At 58.9% G+C, this 13,350-nt stretch carries 14 protein-coding genes and 2 pseudogenes; 4 read left to right on the plus strand and 12 right to left on the minus strand.

The features are described 5' to 3' along the window. Positions 1-43: 43 nt before the first annotated feature. Positions 44-646, plus strand: a complete 603-nt coding sequence (locus tag C3Y91_RS25160) for a hypothetical protein (RefSeq protein ID WP_130655349.1) — start codon at positions 44-46, stop codon at positions 644-646. 238 nt (positions 647-884) lie between these two features. On the opposite strand, the gene C3Y91_RS25165 is transcribed toward C3Y91_RS25160, so the two are convergent. Further along, positions 885-2,207, minus strand: coding sequence for a type II toxin-antitoxin system HipA family toxin (locus C3Y91_RS25165; protein WP_168575978.1), 1,323 nt, complete (start codon positions 2,205-2,207; stop codon positions 885-887). After that, positions 2,197-2,481 (minus strand): helix-turn-helix transcriptional regulator, encoded by a 285-nt coding sequence (locus C3Y91_RS25170; RefSeq protein WP_164586115.1) that lies wholly within the window; start codon positions 2,479-2,481, stop codon positions 2,197-2,199. Before C3Y91_RS25170 ends, C3Y91_RS25165 begins: the two co-directional genes overlap by 11 nt. 682 nt (positions 2,482-3,163) lie before the next feature. Here C3Y91_RS25170 and C3Y91_RS25175 point away from each other — a divergent pair. Beyond that, positions 3,164-4,231: a cyclic nucleotide-gated ion channel gene (locus tag C3Y91_RS25175; protein WP_168575979.1), complete on the plus strand. Its 1,068-nt coding sequence runs from the start codon at positions 3,164-3,166 to the stop codon at positions 4,229-4,231. A 135-nt stretch (positions 4,232-4,366) separates the two neighbouring features. Here C3Y91_RS25175 and C3Y91_RS25180 read toward each other — a convergent pair whose 3' ends face one another. Both C3Y91_RS25180 and C3Y91_RS25185 read right to left on the minus strand, forming a co-directional pair. Further along, positions 4,367-5,146 (minus strand): alpha/beta fold hydrolase, encoded by a 780-nt coding sequence (locus C3Y91_RS25180; RefSeq protein WP_130767659.1) that lies wholly within the window; start codon positions 5,144-5,146, stop codon positions 4,367-4,369. A gap of 61 nt (positions 5,147-5,207) precedes the next feature. Next, positions 5,208-5,978, minus strand: a complete 771-nt coding sequence (locus C3Y91_RS25185) for an SDR family NAD(P)-dependent oxidoreductase (RefSeq protein WP_168575980.1) — start codon at positions 5,976-5,978, stop codon at positions 5,208-5,210. A gap of 132 nt (positions 5,979-6,110) precedes the next feature. On the opposite strand from C3Y91_RS25185, the gene C3Y91_RS25190 reads away from it, so the two are divergent. Beyond that, on the plus strand, positions 6,111-7,001 hold the full coding sequence (locus C3Y91_RS25190) for an AraC family transcriptional regulator (protein ID WP_130773531.1): 891 nt from the start codon (positions 6,111-6,113) through the stop codon (positions 6,999-7,001). A gap of 165 nt (positions 7,002-7,166) precedes the next feature. On the opposite strand, the gene C3Y91_RS25195 is transcribed toward C3Y91_RS25190, so the two are convergent. The 3 genes from C3Y91_RS25195 to C3Y91_RS37665 all read right to left on the minus strand — a co-directional run bounded on the left by C3Y91_RS25195 (position 7,167) and on the right by C3Y91_RS37665 (position 9,757). Continuing rightward, a complete protein-coding gene (locus C3Y91_RS25195) occupies positions 7,167-9,122 on the minus strand; it encodes an AI-2E family transporter (protein ID WP_018496946.1) in 1,956 nt (651 codons plus the stop codon). 73 nt (positions 9,123-9,195) lie between these two features. Then, positions 9,196-9,543 (minus strand): hypothetical protein, encoded by a 348-nt coding sequence (locus C3Y91_RS25200; RefSeq protein WP_018485923.1) that lies wholly within the window; start codon positions 9,541-9,543, stop codon positions 9,196-9,198. Positions 9,544-9,553: 10 nt separating this feature from the next. Beyond that, a complete protein-coding gene (locus tag C3Y91_RS37665; protein ID WP_343227742.1) occupies positions 9,554-9,757 on the minus strand; it encodes a hypothetical protein in 204 nt (67 codons plus the stop codon). Positions 9,758-10,409: 652 nt separating this feature from the next. On the opposite strand from C3Y91_RS37665, the gene C3Y91_RS25210 reads away from it, so the two are divergent. Beyond that, complete coding sequence (locus tag C3Y91_RS25210) at positions 10,410-10,658, plus strand: hypothetical protein (RefSeq protein WP_245278413.1); 249 nt, start codon at positions 10,410-10,412, stop codon at positions 10,656-10,658. Positions 10,659-11,175: 517 nt separating this feature from the next. Here the strand turns inward: C3Y91_RS25210 and C3Y91_RS25215 are convergent. The 5 genes and pseudogenes from C3Y91_RS25215 to C3Y91_RS25230 form a co-directional block, all read right to left on the minus strand. After that, the gene (locus C3Y91_RS25215; protein ID WP_018069798.1) at positions 11,176-11,319 is read right to left on the minus strand and encodes a hypothetical protein; all 144 of its coding nucleotides are present in this window, start codon (positions 11,317-11,319) and stop codon (positions 11,176-11,178) included. Positions 11,320-11,406: 87 nt separating this feature from the next. Beyond that, a pseudogene (locus tag C3Y91_RS38770) lies at positions 11,407-11,502 on the minus strand (DUF2934 domain-containing protein); the annotation flags it as partial. A 59-nt stretch (positions 11,503-11,561) separates the two neighbouring features. Continuing rightward, the gene (locus C3Y91_RS25220; RefSeq protein ID WP_246780223.1) at positions 11,562-12,710 is read right to left on the minus strand and encodes a hypothetical protein; all 1,149 of its coding nucleotides are present in this window, start codon (positions 12,708-12,710) and stop codon (positions 11,562-11,564) included. Between the two features lie 90 nt (positions 12,711-12,800). Continuing rightward, positions 12,801-13,100: a helix-turn-helix domain-containing protein gene (locus C3Y91_RS25225; protein WP_168575981.1), complete on the minus strand. Its 300-nt coding sequence runs from the start codon at positions 13,098-13,100 to the stop codon at positions 12,801-12,803. Between the two features lie 2 nt (positions 13,101-13,102). Beyond that, positions 13,103-13,306 (minus strand): annotated as a pseudogene (locus C3Y91_RS25230) (DUF4143 domain-containing protein); the annotation flags it as partial. Positions 13,307-13,350: the final 44 nt, after the last annotated feature.

The raw sequence follows: 13,350 nt of genomic DNA on the forward strand, positions 1-13,350 counted from the left end.
GCCCAAGCGTCACGGTAGCAGATTTGGATGAGAGATATCTTGAATGTCGATCTTGCTGAGAAGTTTGTCGCTGTTGCTTGGAATAACATTGGCGGCGCCTGCCTCTGGCAATTGCTTGAGCGCTAACGAAACCAAACAGGGCGTGCTGCTTACCAGGGAAGTGCCTTTCTATTCCGTGTTCTACAAGCCGGACGGTCCGGGTCTCACCGAACAAAAGCTAGTGGAGCGTAACCGCTCACTGCAGCCGGTGTCGGCTGTATATTTGCATCCCTTGCTCGTCGAAAAGAGAGTTAGTGCCAGCGGGACGCATGAGCTGAAATACGCGAATGCGATTGCGTTAGACGATCTACCACAGAAGAAGAACTGGCAATCCGAGACGACGCTTTTCATCAATGGCAAAAAATCCGTTTCGGGCGCTACTATTATTAGGTTCGACGGCTGGGGAGAGGAAACTATTGCATCTTGTTCCTACAAGGTTTGGGCCGTCAACAGCCGTCTCGAACTGACCGGATTGCCTCCGATTATTTTTGAACAATACTATTCCCCCGAGCTTCGTCTCGTTCTTCGTTCGGTAAGGCTAGGCGTCTCCAACCAGCCGTTGAGCGAGGTTCGATTTGATCGGTTCCAAATTGGCTGGGGCAACTGATTGTTTGTGGCCGAGCCTGCTAACACTGACTTAAAAAGCGGGAATGTCACACCGGAACGCGATTAACATTGGAGGCCGTGTGAGCGGAACGAGAACGGCAATTGAAGCGACCGCGGCGGCGGCCCCTCGGCACACGCTCCCGCCTCAGTCTGCTCCGCAGCCCATGACGCATGGCCAAGAGAGCGGAGAAAGGCCGACGGCCAATCGCGTCTCTTGAGCTGCTGTCGCGCTGTCATCGTCAAGCGCCTCCGCTCGCGATCAGCGCATCCCGTGCGGCACGAAAGGCATCCCGCAGCGCCTTTTGACCTTCGAGCCCCTCAAAGGCGTAGCTATTGAGAAACTGACGTCCGGCGAACAGCTTGCGGTCGACGTGGCTCAGTTCGGCTTCCGCGCAGACCGCTGGCCAGCTTGCGGCAATCATCGTGACCTGGTTTTCAATCAGCGTGGCGGCTTCCGCCTCTTTCAGGTGATAATCCGGCGCGCCAGCTAGCAAGGTGGCGAGCGTGCTGGCGCGGCCACCGCCCTTGATCAGCATGGCCTGCGTGGCTTCGTTACCCGTGCGTCCCTGCGGGCAGATATCATAGGCCGGCGTCAGAGTGAGCATCCGGCCGTCCCAGAAGGCGGCATGATTGCGGGCATGGTCGTCGGTGTTGCCGCACAGCACGTTGAAGCAAATCCGCCCGTAGAGTTCCTTGAGCGTATCCTTGGGTGCCGTGAAGTGGCGACGGATCAGCTCGGCCAGGTCTTCGTAAGAGGCATAGCGCGCCATCATCTCATCAAGGCCCAGCATGGTCAGGGCCGAGACCATGGCGCGCCTCCTCCAGCCATCCTTTGTGTGCGTGCGGTCAAAGCGCTCGATCAGCAGCACGTCCTTTTGCGCGGCGCGGGTCATCGCCACGGACGCCGCGTTAAGCCCGCAGGCGGCTGCCAGCTTCATCGCGATGAATTCGGCCTTCACCACGCTGTAGGTGTCGTTGGTTGCCGAGAATTTAGCGATGAATTTCTTTGTCCCGTCATTAATCAGCGCCTTGGGGCGCGCGCCGCCAATCGAGGTGCCATGGTTGAGGGCCAGTTCGAGCGCCGGGGTCAGGGGGACGCCTTTTTCGATGAGGGCGGCCGCTTCCATGAGTTCGTCGAGCGATGCCTGCGCGGCATGGCGGGGGACATACTCTGTTGCCGAGGCCTGAAAATCGAGAGCGCCAATCCGGTCGGAGCCGGACTGGAGCAGATAGGTAAGTTCGCTGATCTCCGGCGCGCCGGCAGCGTCGGGCTTCTTGCCCGTCAGCCTGTTGATGATGACCCGGCGGCCCCAGGCATCGGGCGAGCCGTCGCGAATGCAGCTCGCCATCGACAGGCCGTTGATGGGCGCGATAATGCCTTCCTGAAGCGGTAACTCCGGCTCATAGACGGAAATGGCGTTCTTGCGGCGGCGGTAACTGGCGCCATAGGTGAAGAGCAGGCGCTCGCCATTCTGGTCGAGGCGGCCCGCCACCACCGGTTCCGTCGCCCCCGGCAGCCACATCCAGACAAAGGCTTCCGTGGCGTCCGCCTTAGAAGTCATCATCGACCTCCTTCACCGTGTGGCGGACACTCTTGGGCAGCAGGGTCAGTTTTTCATCGAGACGGGTATTGTGCATTTGGAGAGTGCGCTCGTCATAGTCGAACAGGCGCATGCCCACGAGGGACGCGACTTCAAAGACGATGCCGATCTCAGGACCGGGCGCACCTTTTTCGATGCTGGTCAATGTCGTCCGGCTGATACCAGCACGGTCGGCCAGTTCCTGCGCGGTCAGGCCGCGCTCAGCGCGCCCGACGCGGATCAGTTTGCCGAGCATGGCGAGCGCCTGGTGCGTGACTCTGGAGTAGCTTCTCTGACGGGGCACTGTTATGATCTACTTTGTTCATTTGAGTGGACATGAGAGTTTCTCCCGTCCAGAATTTTGGACATCATGCCATGGCGCTGGGGTGAAGTCAAGTTTTGTTCATTTAATTGGTCATAATGATAGTTTGCGGCCAGAATTTTGTACATAGTACGGGTATAGAATGCGGGCGCGGCAGTTGGCGCGATAGTCGTCGCCTACATCGTGGGGATCGCGTATGACAATTGAAGAGCTGATCGATATAGAGGAAGCAGGCTCAAGGGCACGGCCTCGGCCTGAAGGCCCACGAAAAACCATACGGCCCAAGGATTTCGTTGAACGCTTAGCAGGTTACAAGCTGTATGGCTGGAAGAAGACGCGGTCGGATCACATGCAGTGCGAATTCGTCGAGTTCAGGCCGATCTGATTTGGCCTGTCAATGTACTGAGCTCGAAGATGGCGCGTTTACGCGCGTGGCGGCCAGCCCGACGTAAGTGCCGATCAGAACGGTCTGAAGGCGTTCGCCGACCTTCGGTTTTCGATGACGTCCTAGAGAGTCACGGGATCCTCGGGCGGCACCTCCATCAGTCCCCCGTTCCCTTGCGTGTGGCCCGAAGGTATCTATTGTCGACGAATGCCGGGCGGTTGGGAGTATGTAATGTCGGCAATGCCGTTCTCAAAGATTTCGACGCCGCTCAACGCGCTGTTCGCTACAATCGGTCTCTTGGTCGTTGCTACACTAACGACGCACGGCCTTACTGGACAGGAGAGGCTTGTCTTTGAGCTGCTACTTGCGGCAATTTGGCTGGCCTATCTCCTCCAATTGAGCGGCACATTGCTTTCACGGCGACACCGCTTGTCGGGCGGGATGCCGGCCCTCGTGATCGATTTGCTCGCGGTTCTGGTTCCGGCTGCTGCATTCTTGTTCGTCGGGTCCCCTGATCGAAACCTCTATTGCGCCATTTGGCTTTTCAAGCCGTTGCGCGACTCGACCTTCTTCAGGCTGCTGGCAAAGGTGATCGCGAATGAATCGCGCAATCTGCTTGGCGTGACATCGGTGTTCGGCATCGTTCTTTTTGGCGCTGCGTTGGCCGGTTATATCATCGAGCGAGACGTCCAACCCGATAGGTTCGGCAGCATTCCGCAGGCGATGTGGTGGGCGGTCGTGACGCTGTCGACGACCGGCTACGGTGACGAGATCCCGCAGAGCCTTGCAGGTCGAGTTCTGGCCGGATTGGTGATGATGAGCGGGATTGGTATTTTTGCACTTTGGGCCGGCATCCTCGCCACCGGCTTTTACGAAGAGGTTCGCCGCCAAGACTTCGTTCGTAACTGGCAATTGGTCGCTGCGGTACCCCTGTTCCAGAAGCTTGGTTCCGCTGCACTGATCGAGATCGTTCGGGCGTTGCGACCGCGCATTGTCCCCGCAGGTGCCGTGATCTGCCGCAAGGGCGATGTTGGCGATCAGATGTTCTTCATTGTCGAGGGACGGGTCACCGTGGCGACACCCGACCATCCAGTGGAACTCGGTGCCGGAAACTTCTTTGGCGAGATGGCGCTGATCAGTGGCGAACCTCGCTCAGCGACGGTCAGCGCAGCAACCGTGGTATCGCTGCTGTCGCTCTACGCCGTGGATTTCCAGATGTTGTCGACCAGTAGTCCGGAGATCGCGGAGACCATCCGCAAGACGGCGCTGGAGCGGCGGGGCGGGCCGGCGAAGGAATAATCCAAGCCTGATGGCTGCGGCATTGCAGCAGCCGGCGGAGGTTACGCCTCGACCGGCTCATAGCGAGCTCCCCTGGCCTTGCCGGCAGCGATTAGGCTCGAAATATCGGCTTGCGGGGCTTCAGGGGTTCCAATGTCATGATTGCCCGGCAGCTTCCAGAATGAGCTTGGTGATCTCGTTCGGATGTGAAATGAGCGACAGATGGCTGGATTCGAGTTCGATGGCTTTAGCGCCCATGCGTCTGGCCATGAAACGCTGCAGGTCTGGATTTATCGTTCCGTCTTGCGTCGAAACGGCGTAGTAGCTTGGCTTGGAACGCCAAGCAGCGTTTGAGGTTTTGCCGGTGAGCAACGCCTTTTGGAATGGTTGTTGAACGGCATAGAGAACCCTCGCCCTGGCCTCGGGAAGGTCGCCCCCGAAATCGCGCAGGAACGCTTCCTCCGTCAGCCGTCCTTCGTCGCCGTCGAAGACAATGCCCGCGGTTGCCGGTGGTGTCGGGTAGGTTTTTGCCAAAGCTGCATAGTCCTCACCTGCATCCGGTGCTCGGGCAGCGACATAAACCAGTGAAGAGACGTTCGGATGTACACCTGCTTCGGTGAGGATCATTCCCGAAAAGGAGTGGCCGACAAAGACGGTCGGACCGTCCTGCCGGTCGAGGATGCGCCGGGCGGCCGCCACGGCATCGGGCAGCGTAGTGAGCGGGTTCTGGACCGCCGTGCAGTTTAGGCCCTTCGCTTGCAGCAGGGCGATAACCTCGGTCCAGCATGATCCGTCGGCGAAAAGTCCATGTACGAGAACGACATTGCGCGCCTTTGGAGGCGTGTGGGTGGCGGCCAGGCCGGCATGTGTCGCAACAAGTGACGTGGCGGCGCCGACGAGCAAAGTTTTCGAAAATGTGCGTCTGTTCATCATCATGATCGAATCTCCTTCGTTTGCGAAGCGGTAGGATTATTTGAACTCGGTCCGGACCGGCATCTCAGATTGACATGCCGCCGGAGACCTCGATGCGTTGGGCATTGACCCAGCGGTTGTCCTCAGAGAGCAGCGAGGCAATCATCGGACCGATATCGTCGGGCAGGCCGGCGCGGCCCAGCGCCGTCATTTCGGCGACACGCTGGTTCAGATCCGGATTGTCGCGGACCACACCGCCGCTAAAGTCGGTCTGGATGGCGCCGGGCGCGACGACATTGACGGCGATGCGACGCGGTCCCAGCTCCTTTGCCATGTACCGGGTCAGCACCTCGACCGCTCCCTTCATCGCACCGTAAGCAGCGCTGCCAGGAACGATAATGCGAGTGAGGCCGCTCGACACGTTGACGATCCGTCCGCCGTCATTGATCAGCGGCAAGAGCTTCTGCGTCAAGAAGAAAACACCCTTGAAGTGCACATTGTAAAGCATGTCCAGTTCATCTTCCGTCGTCGCCTCGATGCTGTTGTGGTGCGAGGTTCCGGCATTGTTGACGAGGTAGTCGAAGCGCTCGGCGGCGCCCAGATCGGCGAGCGCCTGCTTTACGGCATCGACGAAAGGATCGAAACCGTGGGCGTCGCCGGTGTCGAGCTTGAGGGCAATGGCTTTGGCGCCGGCTTCAGCAACCAGGGCCACGACCTTTTCGGCTTCCGCCCTGCTGGAATTATAGGTGAGGATCGAGTCGACACCACGTCTGGCGAGGTTGAGCACGGTGTTGCGGCCCAGCCCGCGGCTGCCGCCGGTGACGATTGCGATTTTGCGTTCGGAATTCTGTGTCATCGCCGTTCTCCTTTGTTGATGACGGTGAACATAAGAGGGCGAAGCACGGGCGAACATGCCGGAACCGGCTTCTTTCTTGCCTGATCCTGCCTCCAGCGTTAATTTGGAATTCCAGATTTGCGGGGGATCCGATTGAACACTCTTTCGATGTTGCATGATGCCGTCGTCGCCGCGTTTGCGGCTCATGGAAACGGGAGCCCCTATTTCACCGCGATCGACGGACTGGCCTTGCTCCGATCCTTCTCCGAGCGGCATCCGAACCACCTGATCCACCGGCCAGCGCTCTGCATCGTGGTGCAGGGCGCGAAATGGACGACGTTCGGCGAACGAAGGCTCCATTATCGCACCAGCCAGGCCATGGTCGTCAGCGTCGAGATGCCGGGTGCAAGCCAGGTGGTGCACGGCGCGCCGGATGCGCCCTATCTCAGCGCCGTCATCGAACTCGACCAGGCGATCCTACGCGAAGTCTATGAAAGCATGGAGGCACCGCCCACTCCGGCCTCCGACGAGCATGCCGCCGCCTTCGTTATGGAGCTCAACGAGGCGATCCTCGGCTGCGCCGCGCGCGCCGTCAGCCTGCTTGGCGAGCCGCAGGCAATCCCGCTGCTCTATCCCGGCGTCAAGCGCGAACTCAGCTACCGCCTGCTGGCCGGGCCACATGGCGGTGTCTTCGCCCGCATGGTCGTCGGCGCGGAGCGAAACCGGCGTCTGGTCGAAGCGATCCACGCATTGCGGGGCAATTTCGACAAGCAGGTGCGCGTCGATGATCTTGCCGCGCTCGCCGGCCTGAGCCCGACAGCCTTCCATCGTCAGTTCAAGGCAATGACCGCGATGACACCGGTGCAGTTTCAAAAGCAGATCCGCCTGATGGAGGCGCGCCGGTTGATGCTGTCGCGCGAAATGTCGGCGGAAACGGTCGCCTTTGAGGTGGGCTATGCCAGCCCCTCACAGTTCAGCCGGGAATATGCCCGGCTGTTCGGGGCTCCGCCACGCCGAGACATCGGAAAGCTCCTGTCGGCCTGACTGTTTCAGCGTGCACGCCGAAACTACGCATGACCGCTGTCGGCGCGCAAAGCATCGAAGTGCAAGGGTCGCGACCGCGTCGGATTGAAGACGACTCTTTCACGGCGGCGGAAATGAAAGTACCAGCACCGTCAAGGAATACGAGCGGCGACGGAGAACCGATTTTCAATTCGATGCAGCGGATGGCCTGCCGGAAGGCAGTCCGCGCCGCGCAATCTTCCGAACTACGGTTTTGAGACTCACGGGCGTCGACATGACTAGGCCGGATCGGGCCGCCTGCGCTATCGACGTCTCGATGAAATCGGCATCGATCTCGGACGGGTCGATCGGCGCATAGTCCAGACCATTCGCCGTCGGCATGAGAAGGCCTACGCGCAGGTCAGGCTTAAGTCGCTTCAGTCGTCGAACGATCTGACGGGCGCGAGACTTCGAATTGCCGTTTAGATATATGACGATCGCCGTGTCGACCCCGTCGATGGGAAAAGCGAGAGATCCTCGCGCGGCATGGTCGGAATATGATGACGTCGTGGACGTTGCTCCCTGGACCTCCAGCACCTGCGAAAGCATCGCGGCGGCCGCATCGTCCAGACCGCCGCGGCCTCCGATGCACAATAAGGAGCGGCCCTGGCCATCGGGAAGTTCCAGTTCGGAACCCGTTTCGAGACCGGCGTCCGATGCGGTCTCGTCCTCGTTCTCCTCCTCCTCTGCAATGTCCGACAGGTTCTCCACCAAAGACAGCGAGCTGGACGCCACCAGAATGATCTGGTTTTCCGACAATACGCCGCGCTGACGGTCGGTCTCGCCAAGCAGGAGCGCAGGAAGGCCCACATTGTCGTAATAGTCGACGAGATATTCCTCTTGCAGGAATTCCTCGGCGTTGTCGGAGGCTTCGTTCGGATCGCCCGCGAGCAGACGCTGGTAGAGCTTCTCGTGAGGCTCCAGAACCGGCTCGTTGCCAAGCAGGACATCGAGGACGCCGAACTGGGGGACATGTCTTCCGAGCACGACCAGACAGACAGTCAAAGGCGTCGAGAGCATCAGTCCCAGTGGCCCCCATAGCCACGACCAGAAAATCGCCGAAATAATGATCGCCAGAGGCGAAAGACCGGTGTTGGCCCCGTAGAGCCACGGCTCGAGCACGTTGTTGCTGATCAGTTCTGTCGTCAGATAGAGAGCGCCGACCCAGACCACGAGCGACCAGCCAGGCGCGATCGCGAGGGCCAGAAACAACGGAAGGATCATGCCGATAATCGCGCCGATATATGGCACGAACCGCAGAACAAGTGTGAGCAGCCCCCAGAGGATGGCGTTCGGAATGCCGAGCGCCCACAGGCCCATGGAGATCGGCACGGCGTAGAGCGTGTTCACCACCAACTGCATCAGCAGGTATCGCCCGACCCGCTTGCCTGCGTCCTGGAGAGCCGCGGTCGTCCGGTGAAGGTCTCCCAAACCAACGAGCCGGATGAAACGGTCGCGCAGGTCTTCTCGCTCGAGGAGCATGAAGATCACCAGCACGACCACGAGACCAGCGGTCGCGAAGGGGCTGATGAGCGGCAGAAGAAGGTTGCCTAGCGTCTGGATCGGATCGGAACGTGTAACGATCTCGACTGGCATCGGTTCGCGAATCGTGGGCGTCTGGGCGGTCGGGCTCTTGCTTTCGATGGCCCGCGTCTGGATCTCGGCGCCGACACGTTCGACCGCTCTGCTCAGATGGTCGAGGACACCGTTTCCGGCGCCCGCTTGGGCGAGGGAATGAACCTTGTCGACCAGGTTTCTTTGATAGGTGGGGATGTTCTCTGCAAGGTTCGTCACCTGCGTCGCCACGACGATGCTGAATACGGCGATCGCGCAAAACGCCGACACGACGGCGAGAAGAACAGCGGCGATTTTTGGAACAGAGCGCTTGCGAAGGAAAGAGACGATCGGGGCCAGCGTGAACGAAAGGAGAAGCGACAGCGCGAGGGGAACGAAGATCTCCTGGCCCAGCCGGAGGATGACGGCCACTCCAATGAGGATCAATATTGTGCTGCCCGACAGCTTGCTGCGAAGCTCCCCCTCTGCAAGTCGATAGGGTTCGCCGGTCGGCGCCTTGGTGGTCTTCGAAAGTTCCGCGCTGCTCACCGCCCACCCCTATCTTCAAAGGAAAACCTATGCGCTCGACATGGATGGAGGCGCACATCGTATGCGTAAGTGCTCAGTCATATCGCAGGCTGGCCTTCAAGTCTCTGAGTTCGCCGTCCTGTCTAAGCTCGGCTTGCTCGGAGCCGAGGCGACAGGCGTCGTTGGTCGCCGATATCACCTCGTTCAATTGGTCGATCTGCCCCTGAAGTTCGTATGCCATGCAAGTCGAGGTGAGCCTACTGCCTTCGACGACAGCCTGCCGCCTCATCGCGGGTGCGGGTTGATTCCACGCTTCCCTGAACGCGTCGGGGCAGTTGACTGGCGCGTCGGCAGACAAGTTGAGAACCATGTTCATCAGCGGCCCGCTTTCAGCCTGGCCGGACGCCAGTTCGGTTATTCTGATGTCCTGGAACTCGGTCACGTTCTTCTCCTTAAGGACATAACCCGGCGCAGACCGTGGCGACCCTCATCGCAGATTCCTGAAATACCGGCACGCCCAGCGTCTTGCCGAGGACGGCCTCGAGTTCCGGCGTCGGATAATTCGACCTTCTCCTTCCCTTCCCGGCGTCGGCCACGGCCGGCGAAGCATTGTCCATTGCAGCCTCAGGCCGACCCGCTCTAGCGATCATGGACATTCGACTGGCCGGCCACACGGATGGTATCCAAGCGGCGATAGAGTTAAACGCCACCCTCGGCGTCCGCTCGATCTTCGCCTCCGCCCACGCCGATCCCGAAACGCGCAAAAGAGCTGCGGCAGCCTCACCGATCGGTTGGTTGCAAAAGCCCTATCCGGCTTGATCAGGCAGCATCTGAGTTGATGTCGTCCAGTCGTTCGATGTTCGACGTTCGACGATGGCGGCGCTCAGACGCTTTGCGGCACCATCTCTCCGAGAAATTAAATGAACAATAATTGAGCGATTGGACCGCCGCTCAGCGCACAGGAGATTGAATTGCATGGGGTTGGCAACATCGCCGAGCGGCCAACCGCACCATAACAAAGACAATCCCAGTGTGTAGTCACAAATACTGCCGGAAACATACATTTAGTGAGTGCCTATTCTACAGCACGTACGTCGGAGACGTTGCTCCTCAATATATTCGTTGCAAATCAAAGATAAGCTGCTCAAAGAACAACTTCGCAGCGCCTTGAGAATTGCTAACAATCATCCCCCGTCACTGCTGGCATGAACCGACCGGTAACCAAATTTGGCTTTCCAACATCGCACAACAGGTTGCGTCATGATATGCATTACTCTCGCTAAACTGGTGGAGACGAAGTTGCCTGAAATGATGTTGATGTCTTCCACCAATCCGATCACGGTCCACAGCTGGTTCCCCGACACTGCGAACAAAGAGTTCATCTCCTTGCAGGCAGCCATCGAATACGCGGCGGAGCACGTCGACGAGCTTCCAGCGATCGAGATCCTCATCCGCACAGGCGCCCGTCGTTATGTCATCATTTGGGGCGATCAACTTGCCGCCTTGATCACGCGGGTTTGCGTTCTTCATCGAGGCAAGGCATCCCAAGGACATTGAGCCTGAAAATCGCCAACCGGCTCGGGCTCCTGCGTCGACGCGAAGGCGCTGGGTACCGGCCTTGCGATCCTCGCGATCCGCCCTCTCCTGCCGGTTGGACCCTCAGGCGTCCGGAACCGCACAGGAACTTTTCCGGCTATCTACAGTTAGGCCGCAAGGATCGCACAGGCGCCCCATACTGGGGTTGTCCGCTTCCCTCTTCCTGTGCGATCCGTCCTTCCCCAGTTGCCCCGTTTCGGCGGGGCTAATTTTTGATACAGCAAAGCGCGAGCATCAGGTTGATCTTAAGCCAATGCCCCAAGGCGGCAACGGCCCCATCGCTCGCATAGGCAATGATGCTCGCGTATGAAAGATCAAAAAAATCCGTCGGCGCGGGAACAAAAGGGTCCGTTGATAGTAAAACATTCGGGCCGTGCGGAGATTTGTTAAACGCAGCCAACACTTCGATGTGCGGCCCACTCAACCCGGAACTAAGCCCCGCTTCAAAACGCGGGGCCTTTTTTGGCCCAGGAATACTTCAAATGATCTTCAACCAATGCCGAAGCGCCGCCACCGCGCCATCGCTGGCATCGGCAATCATCCCGCCGATCACGAGGCCGGCTAAGCGATAGGACCTGATGCTATAGCCGACGGTCTTCTTTGAGCGTGGCGGCTTTGTCATGTCACGATCACGTCAGTGACCGCTTAAAGGCGAGGAGGGCGAAAGCATCTCGCAAATCAAATAGCTTTGATTGAGCGGTTGCGCCGTTCAGCCGACCTTCGTCGATGGATTGACCCGCTCGTGGCGCGGCATTTCCGGCCGCTGCGGTTTCGGGCGAAACTTCACCAGCACCTCGTGGCCATCGCACGCAGTCACTCCTGGCTATATAGCCGTCCCTGTTGGCATGGCTTTTGCTGCCCGCACTATTGCAGTGCAAGCCCCCAAGCTGAGGGATCGAGGTATTCGCGAGGCGGCTGCATTTCGCCAATGTCGACGGATCGACGTGTAAACGACACCGTGTCGAAGCTCTCCACTGCGCTCCTGCCGTACCACTGCTCGTCCTTCAACGGAATACCGTCGGACGTGATGCACTGCTTGTGACTTGAACCGGCCATATTCGGCGTTAGGTTATACCATGTGCAATTTTCGCCAAGAAACTGGCCCTGCTCACCCAGATTTTCCATTCCTGTTTGGCTGCTGAATCGAGAGAAGGGACGCTTCGCATCCAGCGAAGAGCGACCACCGACAATTCTGCGTTCCCTCTTCGATGACGAATAGACAATACCCTGGTTCTCAAGCTCGTTCCAAACCTCGATCCGGATTGACCCGTCCTTGCCCTCACTCCGACGAAACCACCATGGATAATGTCGCAACAACCTCACCTCAGAAGACTTGTCTATCGACGAATTGTCAGACGCCCCCGTAACCAGCTTCGCCTCGAAGTCGACAGCACTTGGAGGGTGATCCGGGTAGGTACGCAGCGGCTTGAGCCACGTGCTTGCGTCAAAAAGCTGTCTTGGCGGCAACACTTCGGCCTCCGGGACCGGACCTCGCTTGATCTCGGTCAGACGCGCCTCGGACATCAATTTACCCTTGGAAAAGAGAACCTTGGTTGCGACCTCTATTCCGTCGCTGGTCAAGCAGGTCATCCAAATAGGGCTTGGCGGATCGTGTCGAACTATTTGAAGCCAGCGACACTCCTCGCCGCCCACTGTCTCCACATCGTTCGTTTCCTTGACCTGCTTGATGCCGAGGTAGTCATACGATGGCTCGACTTGCCTGATACTGAAGCGCTTGATCTCCTCTCCATCTTTCTTGACTGTTGACAAAAGAATGTTCTGAAAGAAGTGCCCATACCAGATATATGTCTCGTCACCTTGTGTCTCCTCAACGTGCGTCCAGCCGTTGTGATGCTGCACGACCCGCCAGTTGTCCTTCCCATCTAATGTGTCGTGCACAACCAGCTTCGCGGTGTAGTCGGGGACGTTCGTGTTGGGGAAAAACGGAAGCCCGTTTGCATGCGCGGTGCCGGTCGCAAGGGCAATAACCAAGAAAATGATCATTCGGTTCATGAATACACCCCGTCACAAACGCTTGCACACTTGCGGTAGCATTCAGCGCAGCCCCTGACAACCGGGGTGCCCTGCAATCCGGGTATCGGATCAATCCGCACTCTCCAATCCGTCTGCAATCGCCAAGGCCACGAGCTGCGACGGCGAGCGTGCGCCAAACCCTTGCGTCAGCCGCTCCACACGGTGCTCGATAGTTCGATGAGATAGTCCAAGCTGCTGACCAATCTCCTTTCCGCGAGCGGCCTTGAGGTGCGCTCGTCCAATTAATCGCGCTACAGCGGCATACCCGGAAAGGGACTTCCCGAATTTTTCGCTTTTCTTCTTTTCTCGGCTACTGATACGTTGGCCGACGATGTACTGGGTGGTCCTCCCGTTGGCTTCTGCGACCATTCTCAACCCCACATGCTGGACAGCGGCACCGCGGCGAGCTTGTCGCCGAACGGCACAACATCTGTATTGTCGTAGAGGACGACGCCGAAGGCGAAACGATCTCCGCAGGCCTCTGCAAGTGCGCGGAGCCCTCCGAAATCGCCGGCTTTGACCGTGGCGCTGGCCTTAACCTCGATGCCAGCGATCATCCCGTCGTCGCGTCGCACGGGAGCTTGACCGGATTATCGAGGAGCGCGGCAAGCCGAGGATG

It is taken from the genome of Rhizobium ruizarguesonis, assembly GCF_012349115.1.
GTDB classification, from domain to species: Bacteria; Pseudomonadota; Alphaproteobacteria; order Rhizobiales; family Rhizobiaceae; genus Rhizobium; species Rhizobium ruizarguesonis.

Bases quoted from the DNA above. Each gene is read 5' to 3' on its own strand.
- C3Y91_RS25170 (WP_164586115.1), bottom strand. From the start codon at position 2,481: ATGCTCGGCAAACTGATCCGCGTCGGGCGCGCTGAGCGCGGCCTGACC.
- C3Y91_RS37665 (WP_343227742.1), bottom strand. From the start codon at position 9,757: ATGTCCATGATCGCTAGAGCGGGTCGGCCTGAGGCTGCAATGGACAAT.
- C3Y91_RS25225 (WP_168575981.1), bottom strand. From the start codon at position 13,100: ATGGTCGCAGAAGCCAACGGGAGGACCACCCAGTACATCGTCGGCCAA.
- C3Y91_RS25215 (WP_018069798.1), bottom strand. From the start codon at position 11,319: ATGACAAAGCCGCCACGCTCAAAGAAGACCGTCGGCTATAGCATCAGG.
- C3Y91_RS25180 (WP_130767659.1), bottom strand. From the start codon at position 5,146: ATGATGATGAACAGACGCACATTTTCGAAAACTTTGCTCGTCGGCGCC.
- C3Y91_RS25220 (WP_246780223.1), bottom strand. From the start codon at position 12,710: ATGAACCGAATGATCATTTTCTTGGTTATTGCCCTTGCGACCGGCACC.
- C3Y91_RS25165 (WP_168575978.1), bottom strand. From the start codon at position 2,207: ATGACTTCTAAGGCGGACGCCACGGAAGCCTTTGTCTGGATGTGGCTG.
- C3Y91_RS25185 (WP_168575980.1), bottom strand. From the start codon at position 5,978: ATGACACAGAATTCCGAACGCAAAATCGCAATCGTCACCGGCGGCAGC.
- C3Y91_RS25175 (WP_168575979.1), top strand. From the start codon at position 3,164: ATGTCGGCAATGCCGTTCTCAAAGATTTCGACGCCGCTCAACGCGCTG.
- C3Y91_RS25210 (WP_245278413.1), top strand. From the start codon at position 10,410: ATGATGTTGATGTCTTCCACCAATCCGATCACGGTCCACAGCTGGTTC.
- C3Y91_RS25160 (WP_130655349.1), top strand. From the start codon at position 44: ATGTCGATCTTGCTGAGAAGTTTGTCGCTGTTGCTTGGAATAACATTG.